At 63.0% G+C, this 16,995-nt stretch carries 19 protein-coding genes and 1 pseudogene; 7 read left to right on the forward strand and 13 right to left on the reverse strand.

What is annotated here, in order from left to right:
• Nucleotides 1-11 precede the first annotated feature (11 nt).
• From GV161_RS12950 to GV161_RS12965, 4 genes and pseudogenes are all read right to left on the reverse strand, one after another.
• Entirely contained in the window at nucleotides 12-560 is a 549-nt protein-coding gene (locus GV161_RS12950; protein WP_244624285.1) for a formyl transferase, read from the reverse strand.
• Nucleotides 561-808: 248 nt separating this feature from the next.
• Nucleotides 809-1,990, reverse strand: a pseudogene (locus GV161_RS12955) (aminotransferase class V-fold PLP-dependent enzyme); the annotation flags it as partial.
• An 11-nt stretch (nucleotides 1,991-2,001) separates the two neighbouring features.
• Nucleotides 2,002-2,493 (reverse strand): Cu(I)-responsive transcriptional regulator, encoded by a 492-nt coding sequence (cueR, locus tag GV161_RS12960; protein WP_152016323.1) that lies wholly within the window; start codon nucleotides 2,491-2,493, stop codon nucleotides 2,002-2,004.
• A 29-nt stretch (nucleotides 2,494-2,522) separates the two neighbouring features.
• A complete protein-coding gene (locus GV161_RS12965; protein ID WP_201303015.1) occupies nucleotides 2,523-5,063 on the reverse strand; it encodes a heavy metal translocating P-type ATPase in 2,541 nt (846 codons plus the stop codon).
• A 206-nt stretch (nucleotides 5,064-5,269) separates the two neighbouring features.
• Here GV161_RS12965 and GV161_RS12970 point away from each other — a divergent pair, with 206 nt between their 5' ends.
• Both GV161_RS12970 and GV161_RS12975 read left to right on the forward strand, forming a co-directional pair.
• The gene (locus tag GV161_RS12970; RefSeq protein ID WP_152017461.1) at nucleotides 5,270-5,542 is read left to right on the forward strand and encodes a heavy-metal-associated domain-containing protein; all 273 of its coding nucleotides are present in this window, start codon (nucleotides 5,270-5,272) and stop codon (nucleotides 5,540-5,542) included.
• A gap of 87 nt (nucleotides 5,543-5,629) precedes the next feature.
• Nucleotides 5,630-5,926 carry a hypothetical protein gene (locus GV161_RS12975; RefSeq protein WP_152016324.1) on the forward strand — a complete coding sequence of 99 codons (297 nt, stop codon included), beginning with the start codon at nucleotides 5,630-5,632 and terminating at the stop codon, nucleotides 5,924-5,926.
• An 11-nt stretch (nucleotides 5,927-5,937) separates the two neighbouring features.
• Here GV161_RS12975 and GV161_RS12980 read toward each other — a convergent pair whose 3' ends face one another.
• The gene (locus GV161_RS12980; RefSeq protein WP_152016325.1) at nucleotides 5,938-6,354 is read right to left on the reverse strand and encodes a hypothetical protein; all 417 of its coding nucleotides are present in this window, start codon (nucleotides 6,352-6,354) and stop codon (nucleotides 5,938-5,940) included.
• Nucleotides 6,355-6,693: 339 nt separating this feature from the next.
• Between GV161_RS12980 and GV161_RS12985 the strand changes: the two genes are divergently transcribed.
• The 3 genes from GV161_RS12985 to GV161_RS12995 are packed head-to-tail and all read left to right on the forward strand — an operon-like array spanning nucleotide 6,694 to nucleotide 9,029.
• Nucleotides 6,694-7,437: a glutaredoxin gene (locus tag GV161_RS12985; RefSeq protein ID WP_152016326.1), complete on the forward strand. Its 744-nt coding sequence runs from the start codon at nucleotides 6,694-6,696 to the stop codon at nucleotides 7,435-7,437.
• Between the two features lie 47 nt (nucleotides 7,438-7,484).
• Nucleotides 7,485-7,937: a DUF305 domain-containing protein gene (locus tag GV161_RS12990; RefSeq protein WP_152016327.1), complete on the forward strand. Its 453-nt coding sequence runs from the start codon at nucleotides 7,485-7,487 to the stop codon at nucleotides 7,935-7,937.
• A gap of 36 nt (nucleotides 7,938-7,973) precedes the next feature.
• On the forward strand, nucleotides 7,974-9,029 hold the full coding sequence (locus tag GV161_RS12995) for a class I SAM-dependent methyltransferase (protein WP_201304311.1): 1,056 nt from the start codon (nucleotides 7,974-7,976) through the stop codon (nucleotides 9,027-9,029).
• Between the two features lie 62 nt (nucleotides 9,030-9,091).
• Here the strand turns inward: GV161_RS12995 and GV161_RS13000 are convergent, their stop codons facing one another.
• The 7 genes from GV161_RS13000 to GV161_RS13030 all read right to left on the reverse strand — a co-directional run bounded on the left by GV161_RS13000 (nucleotide 9,092) and on the right by GV161_RS13030 (nucleotide 15,145).
• Nucleotides 9,092-10,150 carry a relaxase/mobilization nuclease domain-containing protein gene (locus tag GV161_RS13000; protein ID WP_152016328.1) on the reverse strand — a complete coding sequence of 353 codons (1,059 nt, stop codon included), beginning with the start codon at nucleotides 10,148-10,150 and terminating at the stop codon, nucleotides 9,092-9,094.
• Nucleotides 10,150-10,659 carry a plasmid mobilization relaxosome protein MobC gene (gene mobC, locus GV161_RS13005; protein WP_152016329.1) on the reverse strand — a complete coding sequence of 170 codons (510 nt, stop codon included), beginning with the start codon at nucleotides 10,657-10,659 and terminating at the stop codon, nucleotides 10,150-10,152. The genes GV161_RS13000 and mobC overlap by 1 nt, the downstream gene beginning before the upstream one ends.
• Before the next feature lie 286 nt (nucleotides 10,660-10,945).
• Nucleotides 10,946-11,896 (reverse strand): ParB/RepB/Spo0J family partition protein, encoded by a 951-nt coding sequence (locus GV161_RS13010; protein ID WP_152016330.1) that lies wholly within the window; start codon nucleotides 11,894-11,896, stop codon nucleotides 10,946-10,948.
• Nucleotides 11,897-11,900: 4 nt separating this feature from the next.
• A complete protein-coding gene (locus tag GV161_RS13015) occupies nucleotides 11,901-12,644 on the reverse strand; it encodes a ParA family protein (RefSeq protein ID WP_152016331.1) in 744 nt (247 codons plus the stop codon).
• A 221-nt stretch (nucleotides 12,645-12,865) separates the two neighbouring features.
• Nucleotides 12,866-13,075, reverse strand: a complete 210-nt coding sequence (locus GV161_RS13020; RefSeq protein ID WP_152016332.1) for a hypothetical protein — start codon at nucleotides 13,073-13,075, stop codon at nucleotides 12,866-12,868.
• 481 nt (nucleotides 13,076-13,556) lie between these two features.
• A complete protein-coding gene (locus GV161_RS13025) occupies nucleotides 13,557-13,865 on the reverse strand; it encodes a DUF736 domain-containing protein (RefSeq protein WP_152016333.1) in 309 nt (102 codons plus the stop codon).
• A 353-nt stretch (nucleotides 13,866-14,218) separates the two neighbouring features.
• Nucleotides 14,219-15,145: a zincin-like metallopeptidase domain-containing protein gene (locus GV161_RS13030; RefSeq protein ID WP_152016334.1), complete on the reverse strand. Its 927-nt coding sequence runs from the start codon at nucleotides 15,143-15,145 to the stop codon at nucleotides 14,219-14,221.
• 291 nt (nucleotides 15,146-15,436) lie between these two features.
• Between GV161_RS13030 and GV161_RS13035 the strand changes: the two genes are divergently transcribed.
• Together GV161_RS13035 and GV161_RS13040 are read left to right on the forward strand one after the other, a co-directional pair.
• Entirely contained in the window at nucleotides 15,437-15,703 is a 267-nt protein-coding gene (locus tag GV161_RS13035; RefSeq protein ID WP_152016335.1) for a type II toxin-antitoxin system Phd/YefM family antitoxin, read from the forward strand.
• A complete protein-coding gene (locus tag GV161_RS13040) occupies nucleotides 15,700-16,173 on the forward strand; it encodes a type II toxin-antitoxin system VapC family toxin (RefSeq protein ID WP_152016336.1) in 474 nt (157 codons plus the stop codon). Before GV161_RS13035 ends, GV161_RS13040 begins: the two co-directional genes overlap by 4 nt.
• A gap of 64 nt (nucleotides 16,174-16,237) precedes the next feature.
• Here GV161_RS13040 and GV161_RS13045 read toward each other — a convergent pair whose 3' ends face one another.
• Nucleotides 16,238-16,825 carry a hypothetical protein gene (locus tag GV161_RS13045; RefSeq protein WP_152016337.1) on the reverse strand — a complete coding sequence of 196 codons (588 nt, stop codon included), beginning with the start codon at nucleotides 16,823-16,825 and terminating at the stop codon, nucleotides 16,238-16,240.
• Nucleotides 16,826-16,995 lie beyond the last annotated feature (170 nt).

Raw genomic sequence — 16,995 nt, forward strand, 5'->3', positions numbered from 1 at the left:
CCGACCCAGAGTTAACTCCAAATTGGCGGATGGAACCATTGCCGAGAGGGTAGATCGACGGTGACGGGACGCAGGCATTGGTTCAAGGCGTCGCCAACCGCAGCGATGCAAATCTCACGTGACACCGCCGCCAACAACATCGGGTAGGTTGAGATGTTGTCGGTCGCGTTGGGCTCGGTCCGTACTTGATAAAGTACTGCGCCAGTATCGACGCCGTCATCGACGAGGTGAACCGTGGCGCCAAAATTTCCGATATCGCCCGACGCGAGTGCGAAGTAACCCCCATTCATGCCGCGATATGTTGGCGTAATGCCAGCATGGTAGTTCATCACCGGGCAAGAGATCGTAGCGAGGGTTTGCTTGGTGAGAAGCCTGCAGCCCACAAGTAGGACCACCTTCGGCTGCAGGCGGCCGAGCAGTTCATGGCATTCGCACGAATTAATTGATGAAATTCTCAAAGTCCGGTGATGCGCATCGGGATTTGGGCGCACGCGGTATTGGTTAACAATCTCCTTCGATCGCGAAGCTGCGATCGTCTTCCAGAGGCGCAGGAAGACCATGGTCGCCAACTGACCATCCGTAAGTAGCCAACCTATTTTTCGGGCACGGCGCTTTAAGAAGGTGACCCGATTCACGCCTTCTTCGACAATGGTATCAATAGGGCCAAAGCGTTCGCCTAAAGAATTTATTATGATCCAAGCATAAGGCCCGCCAGCGGTGAGAACCGCAATGCGATTAGCAGATAACGGCAGGCCTGCGGACCTATTGAGCGGCGTCTGGGTGCTCGTTGACTACCAATCAGATCATGGACAGCCCCAACAAACCGATCCAGTTTGTCCTCAGAATTGTAATAGTGCGGCGAGACGCGAATGACGGTCGGAAGGCTTCTTGCGCTGGCATCCAGGAGAGTGCTGCTCGGACGAGAAACGCTGATATTGATCGCCTTGCTTGCCAGCTCCGATCGAATGCCTTCGGCGTTGAGATCGTGAACCGAGAAGCTGACGATCGCTGCGCGGTCTCGGCCGAGATCGTGGAGCGTCACGCGCGAAATGGTTCCGAGTTCGGCGCGAAGGCGATCTGCCAGAAGGCGGCAGCGAGCCTCGATCCGTACCACCCCGAGATCGAGAGCATAGTCGATGGCCGCTCCCAGTCCGAGCCTCGAAGCATAGTTATTCTCCCAGGTTTCGAAACGGCGCGCGTCCGGCCGTAGCGCATAGCGATCAGGCGCGACTCAAGGGGCGCCGAAATGGTCGATCATGGCAGGTTCGAGCTGATCGAGGAGCGCGCGCCGGACATACAGGAAGCCCGTGCCACGGGGGCCGCGCAGGAATTTCCGCCCCGTTGCAGCCAGCAGGTCGCACCCAAGTTCAGCGACGTCGATTGGCATCTGCCCAATAGCCTGGCAAGCGTCGAGAAGGTAGGTCACGCCATGGCGGCGCGCGATCTTGCCGACGGCGGCTGCGGGGTTGATCAGGCCCCCATTGGTCGGGATCCAGGTGATGGCGATGAGTTTCACCCGTTCATCAATCATCGCATCGAGGGCTACAGGGTCCAATGCTCCAGTCGCGTCGTCCGGAATGACCTCGATGACGACGCCTGTCCGTCGTGCCATCTGGAGGAAGGCCACATAGTTGGCCGCATACTCCGCTCGCGCGGTCAGGATGCGGTCGCCCGGCCGGAAGCTCTGGGCGTAGAATGCCATCTGCCAGGCGACAGTGGCATTTTCGGTCAAGGCGATCTCGTCGACGTCGGCATTGATCAACCGGGCAACCGATCGATAGACCGCTGAGACCGCCTCGTGCGAGGCATCCGCTGCCTCATAGCCGCCCATCATCGCCTCGCGATCAAGATGATGTTTCATGGCGGCGATGACCGGCAAGGGCATCAGGGCAGCCCCCGCGTTGTTGAGATGGATGCGATGAGCGGTGCCTGGCGTGTCTGCGCGCAGGGCCTCGACGTCGAGCGGCTGGATCGTCGGTGCATCTGGCATCGACCTGTTCCTCAATGGCGACCGGTCGGGGCAGCATCCGCGTCATCGCAGGTGCAGTCCGCGTGCGCCTGCTTCTTGCGGGGCCGCCTGCTGGCCGTCGGCGCGCGCGCCGCGTCGACGTCGGCCAAGTCTGCGAGGATCGGGCAATCGGGCCGCGCGTCGCCATGACAGGTCTGAGCCAGATGCCTGAGCGTGCGCGACATCGCCTCGAGTTCGGCGATCTTGGTTTCGAGATCGCGGACATGTTTCATGGCGAACGTCTTCACGTCGGCGCTGGCCCGGCTCTTGTCACGCCAGAGAGCAAGAAGTTCGCGTGCCTCTTCGATCGAGAATCCGAGCGTGCGAGCCCGCTTGATGAAGCGCAGCTCGTGGATCTCTTCCGCCGTGTAGATCCGATATCCGGCCTCGGTGCGAACAGGGGGTTCGATCAGGCCGATGCTCTCATAGTAACGGATCATCTTTGCGCTGACGCCCGAGGCGGTGGCAGCTTGCCCGATGTTCATGGATGTCTCCTTGCGGCTCGAGCGTCGATTCATTCAGCCGCTGCGAGGCGCGCTCGTGGATGTAACCCTTGCGTCATGCGAGCCGAGCCGCCGAAGCGCTTCAGGCGCAGCGCGTTGGCCAGCACGCTGACGCTGGAGAGTGCCATGGCAAGGCCCGCGAACATCGGCGACATCAGGATGCCGAACGCTGGATAGAGCGCGCCCGCCGCGACCGGGATCAGCACGACATTGTAGCCGAAGGCCCAGACCAGATTCTGGCGGATGTTGGCGATCGTAGCCTTCGAGAGGGCGATGGCCTTGGCGACGCCTTCGAGATCGCCCGACATCAGGACGACATCGGCGCTCTCGATCGCGATGTCAGTGCCGGTGCCGATAGCGATACCGACATCCGCTTGAGCCAGAGCAGGTGCGTCATTAATACCGTCGCCGACGAAGGCGACCTTGACGCCGCCGGCCTGCAGCGACTTGACGACCTCGGCCTTGCCGGTCGGCAGCACCTCGGCTACGACCTCATCGATGCCGAGCCGCCTTGCGATGGCGTCGGCCGTGCGCCTGTTGTCGCCGGTGATCATGACGACGCGCAGTCCCAGCCCATGCAGGGCAGCGATGGCTGCGGGCGTCGTCTCCTTGATCGGATCCGCGACGGCAATGATGGCGGCGAGCTTGCCGTCGATCGCGGCGTAGAGCGGCGTCTTGCCGGCGTCGCCGAGTTGCGCGGCCTGCTCGGCGAAGGCTGAGAGATCGAGCCCTAGACGCACCATCAGCCGGTCCGCGCCGACCTCGATAAGCCGGCCTTCGACCATGGCCTTGACGCCGAAGCCTGGCTCGCCTGCGAAGTCCGCGGGCTCGACAAGCGCCAGACCGCGCTGGCGCGCCGCCGCGACGATGGCTTCGGCGACGGGATGCTCGGAGCGCGTCTCGACGGAGGCGACCAGCTGCAGCACGTCTGCTTCCGCAAATCCGGCAGCGACCGCGATGTCGGTCAGTTCGGGCCGGCCCTTGGTCAGGGTGCCGGTCTTGTCCAGCGCCACCGTCTTCGCATCTTTCAACGACTGAAGCGCCTCGCCCTTCCGGAACAGGATGCCGAGTTCAGCCCCCTTGCCGGTTCCGACCATGATCGAGGTCGGCGTCGCCAGCCCCATGGCGCAGGGGCAGGCGATGATCAGGACCGCGACCGCATTGACCAGTGCGTAGGAGAGCGCGGGGCTCGGGCCGAAGGCGAGCCAAGCGGCGAAGGTCAGTAGCGCGAGTCCGATCACGACCGGCACGAACCACATGGTGACCTTGTCGACGAGCGCCTGGATCGGCAATTTCGAGCCTTGCGCCGCCTCAACCGTGCGCACGATCTGCGCGAGCAACGTGTCGGCGCCGACCTTTTGCACCGTGAAGCGGAAGGCGCCCGTGCCGTTGATCGTGCCGCCGGTGACGCCTGAGCCCGGCTCCTTGCGTGCGGGGATGGGCTCACCCGTGATCATCGCCTCGTCGACGTAGGAGACACCGTCGACAACCTCGCCATCGACGGGAATGCGCTCACCAGGGCGCATGATGACGATGTCGCCGGGAATCACGGTCGCGATGCCGACATCGACTTCGATGCCGTCACGCAGAACGCGCGCCGACTTGGCCTGCAGCGACATCAGCCGGCGGATGGCCTCGCTCGTGCTGCCCTTGGCGCGGGCCTCGAACCAACGTCCGAGCAGGATCAGTGTGATGATGACCGCGCCGGCCTCGAAATAGGTGTAGTCCGTCCCCTCCGGAAGCACGGAGGGCGCGAATGTCGCGACGGTCGAGTAGAGAAAGGCGGCGCTGGTGCCGAGAACCACAAGAGAGTTCATGTCGGGCGCGCCGCGTAGCAGTGCTGGCCAGCCTTTCTGGATGAAGCGCATGCCGGGCACGAGCATGACGAAGCCTGCGAGCAGGAACGAGAGCAGCTTGATGTTAAACTCGCCGATGCGGCCGGCGAGGAAATGGTGCAGCGTCTCCGACATGTGCATGCCCATTTCGAAGACGAGCAGCGGCGCGGTCGCGATCGCCGCGATGATCACGGCCTGGCGTAGGCTGGCCTGCTCCTCCTCGCGGGCCTGCCTCTCACGATCGGTCGTATCGACCCCATCGTGAACGAACTCGGCCTCGTAGCCGACGCCGACCACGGCTGCGACAAGGCGTGACGCCGCCTCCGCGCCGCCCAACACCCGCACCGTGGCCCGCTGCGTCGCCAGATTGACGTTTGCACCGAGTACGCCAGGCACTGTCTTTAGGGCGCGTTCAACCCGGCCGACGCAGGACGCGCAGGTCATGCCGGCGACGTTCAATTCGATCGTACTCTCGGCTGGCTCATAACCGGCCTTGCGGATCGCGGCGGCTATGGCGCCGGCGTCGACCTTTCCCGACGGGACGGTGACTACGGCGCGCTCAGTTGCCAGATTGACTGCGACGGCATCGACTCCCTCGACCGTCGCGACGGCGCGTTCGACGCGTCCCACGCAGGATGCGCAGCTCATTCCGGCTATTGGAATATCGAATTGGCTTGCAGGCGACGCGGTGCGTCTTGCCATCGTTGCAGTCGACATGATGTCTCTCCGAACATTGATGGCATAGGATATGGTCCTTCCCATAATGGTAAGGTCAAGGGCTTTCGTCTCGATTCGCCGGAAAAATTGCGGCGGATGAAGCCGGCTCACGGACCATCTACGCGATCAAGAAAAAAGGGCTTGACCTTACCACTGTGGAAAGCCGCAGCCTCCGCTCACCATCAACCGAACAGGAGGCCGCAGCCATGTGCTCGTGCCAGCAGCATTCCAATTCTTCAGCCGAGACGACTACTGTTGAGCCGCAATCCGGCCTGAATTTCCGGGTCGACGACATGACCTGCGGCCACTGCGCCGGCACGATCAAGAAGGCGATCGAAACCACCTTGCCGGGCACGACCGTGAATGCCGATCCTGCCTCGAAGCTCGTCACTGTGCAGGGGTTTGGCGACTACGCCGCGATCAAGTCGATCGTGATCGGCGCCGGCTATAAGCCGAGCGCCGCGCCTGCATCCGCATAAGCGACTTTCACGCGGGCGAAGGCGGCACGGGGCAGGCGAGACCTGTTCCCGAAAGATCGCTCGTTCGGGCAACAGAGGGGATCTATCATGACGAAGACGGCGATTATTCTGGCTGCGCTTGCTCTGGCAGGCGCGGCCAATTCCACCGCCCGCGCCGCCGATGGCGACACCGTCAAGGCCATCAAGGCGCGCGGCGAACTGCTATGTGGCGTCTCGACCGGCGTCTCGACGGGGATTTCGACGTTGGACAATCAGGGTAACTGGAAAGGCCTCGAAGTCGAGTTCTGTCGAGGATTGGCTGCAGCTATGTTGGGCGACGCAACCATCTGGACGCGGCCGCGTGCTGCTTTGTCCGAGGCCGCACGGAGCGCGACCTCGGATTGATGATTCGCGGATCAGTTAGCCTTGAAGCTCAGGGCGTAGGGGGTGTTGTCGGGCTTCATGCCGGGAGTGTCTACTGTCGTCGATGCCTTGCCGAAGTCGTAGGTCGCGTTGCCATTGGTTTCGTAATGGATCATCGCGACGTAGTCGGTGCCCGCATTGGCGCCGGGAACCTTGACGGTGACGTTGCTGGTCGTCCCGGTCTTGACGGCGGTGTGGCCGATCGATTCCGGCAGGACCGGCTTGCCGTCCGCGACCGCATGGATGACGACGTAGCCGTCCTTGTCGATGCGGACTGAGGGGAACATAATCGCTCCGTCCTTCACCGAGGCGGCCTTGACGTCGATGTTGAGATGATCGGCCTTGGCGGCGACGCTGAAGACCGTGACGGCGATGGCCATACCGGCCGCGGCGATAAGGGTCTTTTGCATAACAGTCTCCCGTAGTTCTCTGGTTGTCCAAGGGCGGACTTACGTCGCTGGATGAATCGGGTACAGCCGAGCCGCCGGTTTGGATGCGCCGGGGAGGGGGCTCAATTGGTCCTGAGCCGCGCGCCAGTTGCTGATACGGCAACTCTCCCCGGGCAACTTTGCTCTAAAACGATCTGCTTCCCGGAGTTCAAAGGGCCACGTTGCGGAATTCATCGCGATCCGGCGCCATCTCGCGGGAAATGTTACAATCTGTAACACCGCTGAACTTCTGCTACTCAACGACGTTCGTCCCAGAGGCAGGCACTCAATTACCTGCCCGTTTGAGATCGGGGACGTCAGATGGTGCAGGCAAGAGGAGAACATGCAACGCTCTATCGCATGGTGACCAATGAGCACATCTGTCCGTTCGGACTGAAGTCGCTCGATCTGCTTTCCCGGGAAGGCTTCGCGGTCGACGATCATCTTCTGAGGTCGCGGCCGGAGATCGATGCCTTTAAGGCCGAGCATGATGTGAAGACCACGCCGCAGACCTTCATCGCAGGCGAGCGGATCGGCGGGTATGACGATCTGCGCAGGCATCTCGGCAAGCCGGTCGCGGACCCTGAACAGGTGAGCTACAGGCCGGTCGTGGCCGTCTTCGTCATGGCCGCGCTAATGGCGGTCGCCGCCAATTGGGCCTCGTCGGGGACCATCGTTTCCGTCCGCACGGTCGAATGGTTCACCGCCTTCAGCATGTGCATCCTGGCGCTCCTGAAGCTGCAGGATGTCGAGCGGTTCTCCAACATGTTCCTGGGCTACGACCTGCTTGCGCAGCGCGTCGTGCGCTACGCCTATTTCTATCCGTTCGCCGAGGCGCTGGCCGGCGTCCTGATGATCGCCGGAGCGCTGCTCTGGCTCGCGATCCCGGTCGCGCTCGTGATCGGCCTCGTCGGCGCGGTCTCCGTCGTCAAGGCGGTCTACATCGACAAGCGCGAGATCAAATGCGCCTGCGTCGGCGGCGACAGCAAGGTTCCCCTCGGCTTTGTATCGCTGACCGAGAACCTGATGATGGTTGCCATGGCGATCTGGATGCTGGCCCGCTGACAACCTGGCGGCTCTGCCGCGCTATCACTCAACCAAGGAGGTTCCCGATGAGCTACGCCCGCTTCGGCGTTATGATTGCCGTGTCGACCATCGTCATGTTTGGCCTGATGTATCTCAACACCTTCGAACTCGATCACGTTTTCTTCAGCCAGACCCGAGCCTGGATGGCGCTGCTCATGGGCGCGACGATGGCCGTTCTGATGCTTGGATTCATGCTGAAAATGTACGCGAACAAGGCGGCCAATATCGCGATCTTCGCAGGGAGCGTCGCGGTCTTCGCCGTGTCGCTCTGGCTAGTGCGCAGCCAGACGACGGTCGATGACGTCTCATACATGAAGGCGATGATCCCGCACCACTCCATCGCGATCATGACCAGTGGCCGAGCCCGTATCGTCGATCCGCGCGTGCGCAAGCTGGCGGACGATATCATCGCTGCCCAGGTCAGGGAAATCGCGGAGATGAAGCAGCTGATCGCCGATCTACAGGCGAAGGCCCGGTAAACGTGAGCAAGTACACTGGCGGGTGATCGCCGGGCAGTGAAGGAACACGGTCTTCACCAGAGTGCTCAACCCGAGCAACAACGCAGCGAGGAGGAAGATGGCGACGCCGCCAATCGCCCACTTCATTCCGCCATTGCCGCTGATGTCGGCGCTTTCCATCGCCACATCCTCGGCTTGCAACAATCTGTAACAGAGCGAGGATTGACGCCCGGCGATTTCACCTTGCTGGTCAGGGCATCCCGCGCCTCACGTCATGCAACGGCGTCGATGGTCAGAAAGCGCCCGACGATGGCCGAACAAAAAATCAGCTTCGACGACGGGGCTGCGTACGAGCTATTGATGGGAAAATGGAGCCAGCTTGTTGGTGACGTTTTCCTGGATTGGCTATCGCTGGATTGGCTATCGCTGCCAAGCGGTCTGCGCTGGATCGACGTCGGCTGCGGCAATGGCGCCTTTACTCAACTCGTCGTTGATCGATCTGCGCCAGCTGAGGTTCAAGGGGTCGACCCCTCTTCTGGACAGCTTGTTTTTGCGCGTAAGCGATCTGCGGCGCGGCTGGCAAAATTTCAGCAAGGCGACGCGATGGCGTTGCCTTTCGATGATGATCGGTTTGATGCCGCCGTGATGGCGCTAGTGATATTCTTCGTTCCCGAGCCGGCCAAAGGTGTCGCGGAAATGGTGCGCGTCGTGCGCCCTGGCGGCTGGGTCTCGGCATATGCCTGGGACATCCCCGGCCGCGGCTTTCCGCTGGCAGCTATCCAGGACGAGATGCTGCCTTTCGGGATCGTTCCTATGCGCCCACCACATCCTGAGGTCTCTCGGATGGATGCCCTGCTTGAGCTTTGGGAAAGTGCAGGACTTGAGCAGCTCGATTCTCGAGAAATCGTCGTGCAACGAGAGTTCGCCAGTTTCGAAGAATTCTGGACGATAGGGTTAACCGGCGCCAGCATTGGCGAGCAAATCGCAAGCTTGACTAACATCGACGCAGAACTCCTCAAGGAGCGCGTGCGTCTGCGCCTGCCTGCGGATGCTCAAGGGCGCGTTATTTATAGTGCGCGCGCCCATGCGATCGTGGGTCGCGTCTCAAAATAGATGGCGCGTTCTCGTCACAAAATTCGTACGCGAATTGTAGACTAAATTTCGCCAAACTGATCTCATCGTTCTTGCCTATCTGTATCCCGGCCTTTGCGATCAGGAGCTTGGTCCCTAACAGGTCGAGTGCGCTGAGCTGCGGAGGCTAGTTCCCGCACCAACTGCTCGCGCCTCGTTTCCGGGTCCGGCATCTTCGCCACGAATTCCCGGACCTTCATCGCGAGAGCCCGATCGCTCCCCTTCCCGGTCCGCTCAAGCTCCTTGGCATGAGCCAGATACTGAGCCCGTATCTTGACCTGCCGGTCGCGAGCCTTTTGCTCCCAGGGACGCGCACCAACAACTCCCGCCTTTGCCGCTCGAACGACATCGTGCCGAGCCCCCTTGTCGGTGTCCGGAACGACTCCACGTCGACGCAGCGCCACCACCGTGCCCTTGTCGTACTTCCGCACCTTCCCCCGCGTCCGCCGCGGCGTTGCTTCGGCCGCGACGCCTCGCAAGCGAAGCTCGCCGGCAAACCGCTCGCGCCAGGCTGCCAGATCGGCCTTCCGCGGGTTGAGACGCTTTCCATTGTAGCCCTGCGAACGAACCGTTAGATGGACATGCGGGTGCTTGTCATCGAGATGCTGGACGAAGACATAGTCGTGGTTCGGTCCAAAGGTCTCGATCGCGAACGCGCGCACGGCATCCTTCACCGCGATCGGATCGGTGCCAGGCGGCATCGACAGGATGATGTTGACCGACACGCTGCCGTCGCGCCGGCGCTTGTCGTCGAGCACAGTATCATCGGTCCAGCGCGACTGAAGATCCTTGAGACCCTCTCTGCCCTGCATGAGCGAACCCTGCTCAGTCTCCGCCGTCAGCTCGCCATTGCGCATGATGTATTCGAGATGGGATTTGAGATGCCCGGCATCTTTCGTGCGCCCGGTGATCTTGACCATCACCTCCGGCGCACGGCCCACGATCCGCTCCAGCCGCGCCCGCATTGCAGGCGTGACACGCTGCGGAGCGACAGGATCGGGAATGTCGGCCTCGGACACGCGCGGCCGTCGCACCGGCGTCCGCCAGACATAGGAGATGGGCGGCAGGTCATCGAGAAGCTCCTTGGCGCCCTTCCCGCTCATCAGCGGCCCTCCCAGTAGGTGCTGGTCCGTTCGAGGACGGATTTCAACTCGCCCTGCAGCGCTTCCAACGCGGCGCGTGCGTCGTCGAGACCGGATTTGGCCCCTTCCGCCGAGCCTCCCTCACCAGCGTTCGCAGCCCGCGCGATCTGGTTGATGTTGCCGCCGATCCGATTGAGCTCGCGCGCGATCGCCCGCAGCGCCTCCCGCTCGCCGTCAGATTGCTGCGCCGGCGCGCCAAGACGGGACCGGACCAGCGACGCGATCCACTGCGTCCGCGTCATCCCGCGCGTCGACGCCAGCTCGCCAAGCTGACGCAGCTCGCTCTCCCGAAAGCGCACCGTCACCTTCTGCGGCGCGCCGACTCCAATGGGTGCGCGCTTTGATTCCGGTGCGCCGACAGCGCCCTCGATCAGCCGGCGGATGAGTGCAGACTTCCCGCCTTCCGTCGCCGCCAGCGCGGCGAACTGAAGCGCCAACTCGTCCGAAACCCGCAACGTCAGCGTCGGCATCAGGGCGCCCTCTCACCGCAACGAGAACCACCGACGCGCCGAAGCGCGCGGCCACGCCAAACTGGCGTAATAATTTGCTGGCGGCAAGCCTATCCTGCACTAGAACGCACCACAAGACTCTCAACCATCCACCTCGGTTAACGATTCGTGAAGAGCGATTCAGCAGCGCCGATGGCAGCCCAAAGGAAACTGACGATGCTGACGCTGATTCAGGAAATGAGACCGCCCTTGAAACGACGCAGCGTGGTTCAAACCACACTCTGGGCGAAGCGCTGTGCTTGCAGCGTCAGCCGATGAGAACCGCTTCGATCCGAAGCGCGGTCACGACAGCATCCTCGACCGACCCGTCATCGAACGAGACGCGCGCGAACCCTTGGCTGCTCGCCGTCGTGTCATCGAGCACCAAAGCACCGTGTCGCTTGCCGACACGGACTCGCACGACAGCCAAGCCCTTTGCCGCCGGGCGCGACCGCGGTGCCATCGCTACAGAAGCGCGCGCACTCCGGTCAGATCGACGACTGGGCTCGGTGCTCTCGTTCAATCCAACCGGCTCCTCAGCCCTCGCATCGATCGCTGCTGGCGGCGTGCCGGATGATCGGACCGTCGCCGCAAACTCTCTCGCTTGGGCATCGTTGAACGCCGTGCCGTGCTCGACCGCGCGCTCGACCTCTCCCGGCTCCTGTCGCCAGGCCTGATAGAGTTCGTAGACGGCGCGTATCGAACTCGTCGCCAGCATCTCCTGCAGGAAGGGCGGCATCTTCGGCACCGCGCCATAGCGTGAAACCCAGTCGCGTGGTTTGCCCAGACGCCGAGCAATCTCCGTCTGCTTCTCGCCGGCCTCAATCCGCGCCGTAATGAAGCGTGCGATCTCGTTTGCCTTCAGATCATCACGCTGAATGTTCTCAACCATCTGGGCGTAGGGTTTCGCTTCATCCGCATCCTGAATAAAGATGGCTGCCTCATCGAGCTTGGCGAGCTTTGCCGCCCGGTATCTCCGCGCTCCCATCACGATGATGAAGCGCCCGGCCTGTTGCGCGCGCCGGACCACGATCGGCTGGAGAATGCCCTCGATCCGGATCGAGGCCGCCAGATTCTGAAGCTCTTCCTCGGGAAACTCGCGCCGCGGCTGATCAGGATCCTCGTCGATCAGATCCAGCGCGACCTTGAGCGGCCGACCGTCGGACGCATTGCCGACAGCAACGTCCGCAAGATCCTTGAAGCTCAGATCCAGCGCCATGCAATCACCCCATCTGCTCGACGATGCGCGACAGCACGGTGCGGATTTCGCGGCCGGCCTCCTGCGCCGAGCGCTTCTTCAATGTCCAGACCGGCACCCCCTCCGCCACCGCCTCCGCATAGCCGTCGCGCGCGACGATATGGCCTGGAAAGACATACTTGCCGGCATCGCGAAGGAGCTGATCGAGATGCGCCCGCTGGCGCGGCGACTTCGTGTTGAAGTTCGACGGCAGCAGACCCAGGAATTTCATATCGGAGCGACCATAGCGCTGCTGCACGCCGATCACGGTCTGGAGTAGCCCCTTCACACCCTTCACCGAATAGTCCTCGAGGTAGATCGGCGACAGCACATGGCTCGCGGACACCAGCGCGGCCACGCTGCGCAAGCCCAGCGATGGCGGCGTGTCGATGACGCAGACATCGAACACCGCGCTCACCGAGCGGAGGTTGTCGCGGAATTGCTGGATGCCGGCGGCGTCGCCGCGATCGACATCGGTGAGGGAGCTGTCCGAGGCTGCAAGCGTGATCCCGTCTAGTCCACCAATGACTGGCGACCTACCCTGTCGAAACAGCTCGGCGGCGGTGACGTCGCCGCGATGCCGCTTCATCGTGTCGGTGGCGTTGCCCTGGGCATCCGCGTCGATCAGCAGCACGCGACCGCCGGTCTCGGCGAGGTGCCATGCAAGGTGGACGGCGAGCGTCGTCTTGCCCACGCCGCCCTTCTGGTTGTTGATCACGATGGTCTTCATGGCGAACGCGACATGACGCTGGTCCCGACAACTCCGATGCGGGACGCCTTCTGACGGCCGATCGCGGCGATGACGTGACGGTGTGGTTCAAACCACATCGCGGGCGAGGCGCGATGGACAACTCGCGCCTGCGCGCAGCGAAGCAAGCGCAGGCGCATGCGACATGCGAAAAGCCGGCCCGACGCGCGTGGCGTCAGACCTGCCGTCTCGGATAGTGATGCTCAGAATGGCAGTGCGGCAAGCTCGGCGGCGTGGACCGCAGCAGCCCAGCCTTCGACCTCTGTGAAGTACACCGTCTCCGCATCGCTGCGGTCCTGCTCGGTCAGGAATTCCAGCTCCCGCTGCGCTTCGCGCCGCTCGCGCGGCGTAAGGCAGGCATTGGCCAGTTCCGCCTTGAGTTCGGCAATCTGCTGATCGATCGGCATGGTCATGAGAACCTCCTTCGTCTCGAATGGACGAAGGCGCGCCACGCGTCGGTGGAGACCGGGTCAAGGATCGGCGAAGCCGACCGCCGGAGGCGGCGCGTGGGGGAGCCGAAATGCGAAGCATTTTGGGGGTACCTCGCGTCCTTGAGGCGGGCTCCGCCGGCCGTACCATGGCACGACCAGAGAGCCCCTCCAGTTCACGCGGGAAGCACCAGGGCCGCTGACACGGCGAAGATCGCACGATGAACCATGTGTGGTTTGAACCAACAAATGCCGAGATATGGTTTGAACCACAAATCACCGGATCGCAGTTTCAGCGAGTCGGATGCGGTTCAAACCATCCGTGCGCTGACGGCTCCTAGGTGTCGGCTTTGGTTTGAACCAACAAGAGGACTGACGAGGGAAAAGGCGAGGTGGTTTCGCCGGCCCGGCCGGGGGGCTCGAGGATTGGCCCCGCCTCACGGCGGGGCCATCTTGGACTGGAGGCTCAGTCGCGGGTTGGCCGGGACCAGATGAGCTGGAGGCCGTCGCTGCCCTCGACCTCAATCAATGTGGCGTAGATGGCGGCCGGGAAGCTCGGATCGTCGAGCTTGACCGAGAGATAGTCCCGGCCTTCGGTCGAGGTCTTCTGCCATGCCGCGCCGAACTCTACGTTGCCCGCGAGGATTCGGAAGGCCGGACCCTTCTCAGACGACCGCTCCGGACGCACCATCTTGGCTTTGACGTTGAGGTTGAGGGTCTTGATCGTGCCGTTGAAGCCGTCGCCGTTCGAAGTGAAGCTGCCGATGATCGCCATGTCGTAATTCCTTCTGGTTGCTCGAGGCTATCGCCCATCGCGGCCTCGATGGCAGTCGAAAGACCGGAGGCGCTCGACCTGCATCCCGAAGGGACCGCAACGCAGTGAAGGACGGCCGGGGACGGCTTTCTTGTCCCGCGAGGAATGGGACCGCAGGGCCCAGGGGAAGAAAGCCGCTCCTGGCCGTTGCAGGTGTGAGAGCGAGACGGCGCGCCAGCGACGACGGCATTCGGTCAGACATGCCCATCGAGGACGCAGTGGGACGCACGGCCCTTGGAAACAGCTGAGGAACACATGGTGGTAGCGCCCATCAATGATTTCGAACTAGCTCCGGCATCATCGAGCTCAACCACTCATGCAGCCTTCGCGATCGAGCCAGCCTGCGGCTGAAGCCTGTGAAGATAAGCAACGGCCCGCTGTGCATGCGCCGCGGCTCCAAAGATGAAGCGCTTGTCGCTGGACAGAACCTCGAGCCAGGAGGCGAGATAGCTGGCGTGATCTGGACGCGGCTCCAGCTCCGGTACGATGCCAAGATCGGCGCAGAGGAAGCAGCTTCCGAGTTCCGCGATCAACTCCTCGCGCGCCCGCTCGCTGCGGTCCTTGCCATAGCGGCTGAGATCGCGATTGGCGCGATGCGGGGCCGCCGTCCAATGCGCCGCCTCATGACTCAGCGTCGCGACATACGACGCTCCATCGCGAAAGGTTGCAAAGGGCGGCATCTGAATGTGGTCGGTCAGCGGCGAATAGTACGCACGTTCGCCACCATGTCGGATGACGGCGCCGGTTTGGGCGAAGAAGCGATCGGCATGATCGATCCGCTCGATCGGATCGCAAGTCGGTTCGGATTGATCGCGATCGTTGGCGGGCACGCCGTCGATCTGCTCGGCGTTGAAGACCGTGTAGGATTTGAGGAATGGAATTTCGCGATCGATCGCGTCGCCAGCGGCATCGGTTTCGGTTTTCTTGAAGCGGCTGGCGAAGACAACCATCGATCCGCTCTCGCCCTTGCGGACCGCGCCGCCGAGTTCAAGCGCCTGCTTGAATGTCATCCAGACCGGGGAGGAAAAGCCGCGCGCCGCAGCCTCAGACCAGAGCAAGAGCACGTTCATCCCGCTATAGGGCAACCCGTTATGCCGCAGCGGCCGTGTCACGCTTCCGTTGCCACTGCCTAAACGCCACGGCTGCATCCAGGGACGCACGCCCCTTTCAAGTTCCGCGACGATCCTGTCGGTGATCCGCGCATAGATGTCCGCGCGCGGTTTTTCTTCTGACTTGCTCATGATCCAACCTCCATCGGGAGGTCGCGCCGATCGCGACCCCGTCACGAAAGGTCGAAAAGCCGGGAGCCCAGGCGATGGCTGCACCTGAAGGGCTGGAACGAAGTGGAAGACGGCAAAGCCGTTGCAGCCTGCCGTCCCGGCTAAGACCGTGGATCGGGACGGGTCGCGATCGAAGCGCCTGCCAACCGCTCACAATAATCGCACTTCGACGGGGCTGGCGCCGACGGCCGAGAGCCGCTATCTTCTGACTAGCTGACTAGCTCGAATATCATGACGAAAAGAGCTGCGTGAATGGCCAAGGCAATACCTCAAGGACGATGGAAGCTCGAAGACGCAAAAGCGCGCTTCAGCGAAGTCGTGCGTCACGCGCGGACCGAAGGTCCCCAGCGCGTCAGCGTCCGCGGTCATGATGCGGTTGTCGTCATGAGCGTCGAGGAATTCGAGCGTCTGGTTCCGCAAGAGCAGCAGGCGCCCTTCGTCGAGTTCATGGAGAGCCTGCATCTGGACGGGCTCGACTTAGCCCGCGAAGCGGATTTCGGGCGGGACGTCGAACTTTGAAAGGCTGGCTTCTCGACACCAACGTCGTCGCCGCGCTGATCAATCCCAATGGTGCGCCGTCCGTCAAGGGATGGGCGCGCGACCAGCGCGAGGACAGCTTCTTCATCAGCATCCTGACGCTGGCCGAATACGACAAGGGGATTTTCAACCTAGCGCCCGATCATCCCGACCGGCCGAGATACAAGGCCGCCCGCGACGCCCTGGCGCAACGATTCCAGGATCGAATGCTCGGCGTCAGCAACCCGGTCGTGCTGGCCTGGGGGCGGATGTCGGGGGAGAGCAGGCGGGCAAGCGGACATCCACCGCCGGTGATCGACACGATGCTGGCGGCGACCGCGATCGAGCACGATCTCTATCTCGTGACTCGCAACACCAGGGATGTCGGCGCGACCGGCGCGGTGGTGTTCGATCCGTGGACTGATGATCCGGAACGGTTTCGGGTTCGGCCTGCCGGAAAAAGATTGCGGTGAATGGTGGTCCGATCTCACGGACGGTGGAGATTACGAGCGGGGCTGGCGCCCCGCTCGCCGAGGCTCAGCCGAACGCCGCCATCTGAGCTGCCGCCGCCTTGCGATCGACGGATGGACCTGTGGTCTCGACGGCTCGCTCAAAGGGCTTCCACCGCTCGCCGATGACTTGCTCGTAAGCTGTCACAGCGCCCTCCGCCGCCATCAGCAGTGCATGCGCCTGGAGGCCCATGTCGGCTGCGAATTCTCGCTTGCGCTGGGCTGGACCGTCAAAGCCGACCGGACCATCGACATCCTCGTCGCGCGCATCACAGGCCGACTTGGCCGTGGCGTCGCGCGCCTCGGTGACCGCGCGGGAGTAGAACTGCCCGGCGCCATGGGCCGAGCCGACATAAGCGCCGACGATGCGCTGCAGGTGGATCTGCATCGCCCGCTCGCCGAGCCCGTCCTGCAGGCTGGCCGCCGTCTCCACGATCAGCCGCTCGTGCATGTCGCGGATACCGTCGCCGTCGAGGACCGGGAGCCCGAAGCTCTCGGCGATGAGGAGCGCCTGTTGCTGGTCGGGACAGGCGAGCCGGGTCATTTCGATGGTCGTGCCCTTGCGGAGCGGGACGACGCGGGCGCTCTCGCGGGGTGAATGTGCGGTCTTGGCCATGGGATGGTCCTTTCTTCGGTTGCGCCCTCGGAGCCGGATCGGCGCTTGGCCGTCGTCCCCTCGGGTGCGGTCGACCCGAACCGTCGAAAGCCCTGGCGCTTCACAGGTCCGGCCTATGCCAGGCGAGCGGACGAGGCTTGCGGCCAAGCAGGGCTTAAGCCCTCGCGCCG

The sequence above is a fragment of the Bosea sp. 29B genome (assembly GCF_902506165.1).
Lineage (GTDB): Bacteria > Pseudomonadota > Alphaproteobacteria > Rhizobiales > Beijerinckiaceae > Allobosea.

Bases quoted from the DNA above. Each gene is read 5' to 3' on its own strand.
- GV161_RS12950 (WP_244624285.1), bottom strand. From the start codon at position 560: ATGGTCTTCCTGCGCCTCTGGAAGACGATCGCAGCTTCGCGATCGAAG.
- cueR (WP_152016323.1), bottom strand. From the start codon at position 2,493: ATGAACATCGGGCAAGCTGCCACCGCCTCGGGCGTCAGCGCAAAGATG.
- GV161_RS12965 (WP_201303015.1), bottom strand. From the start codon at position 5,063: ATGTCGACTGCAACGATGGCAAGACGCACCGCGTCGCCTGCAAGCCAA.
- GV161_RS12970 (WP_152017461.1), top strand. From the start codon at position 5,270: ATGTGCTCGTGCCAGCAGCATTCCAATTCTTCAGCCGAGACGACTACT.
- GV161_RS12975 (WP_152016324.1), top strand. From the start codon at position 5,630: ATGACGAAGACGGCGATTATTCTGGCTGCGCTTGCTCTGGCAGGCGCG.
- GV161_RS12980 (WP_152016325.1), bottom strand. From the start codon at position 6,354: ATGCAAAAGACCCTTATCGCCGCGGCCGGTATGGCCATCGCCGTCACG.
- GV161_RS12985 (WP_152016326.1), top strand. From the start codon at position 6,694: ATGGTGCAGGCAAGAGGAGAACATGCAACGCTCTATCGCATGGTGACC.
- GV161_RS12990 (WP_152016327.1), top strand. From the start codon at position 7,485: ATGAGCTACGCCCGCTTCGGCGTTATGATTGCCGTGTCGACCATCGTC.
- GV161_RS13000 (WP_152016328.1), bottom strand. From the start codon at position 10,150: ATGAGCGGGAAGGGCGCCAAGGAGCTTCTCGATGACCTGCCGCCCATC.
- mobC (WP_152016329.1), bottom strand. From the start codon at position 10,659: ATGCCGACGCTGACGTTGCGGGTTTCGGACGAGTTGGCGCTTCAGTTC.
- GV161_RS13010 (WP_152016330.1), bottom strand. From the start codon at position 11,896: ATGGCGCTGGATCTGAGCTTCAAGGATCTTGCGGACGTTGCTGTCGGC.
- GV161_RS13015 (WP_152016331.1), bottom strand. From the start codon at position 12,644: ATGAAGACCATCGTGATCAACAACCAGAAGGGCGGCGTGGGCAAGACG.
- GV161_RS13020 (WP_152016332.1), bottom strand. From the start codon at position 13,075: ATGACCATGCCGATCGATCAGCAGATTGCCGAACTCAAGGCGGAACTG.
- GV161_RS13025 (WP_152016333.1), bottom strand. From the start codon at position 13,865: ATGGCGATCATCGGCAGCTTCACTTCGAACGGCGACGGCTTCAACGGC.
- GV161_RS13030 (WP_152016334.1), bottom strand. From the start codon at position 15,145: ATGAGCAAGTCAGAAGAAAAACCGCGCGCGGACATCTATGCGCGGATC.
- GV161_RS13035 (WP_152016335.1), top strand. From the start codon at position 15,437: ATGGCCAAGGCAATACCTCAAGGACGATGGAAGCTCGAAGACGCAAAA.
- GV161_RS13045 (WP_152016337.1), bottom strand. From the start codon at position 16,825: ATGGCCAAGACCGCACATTCACCCCGCGAGAGCGCCCGCGTCGTCCCG.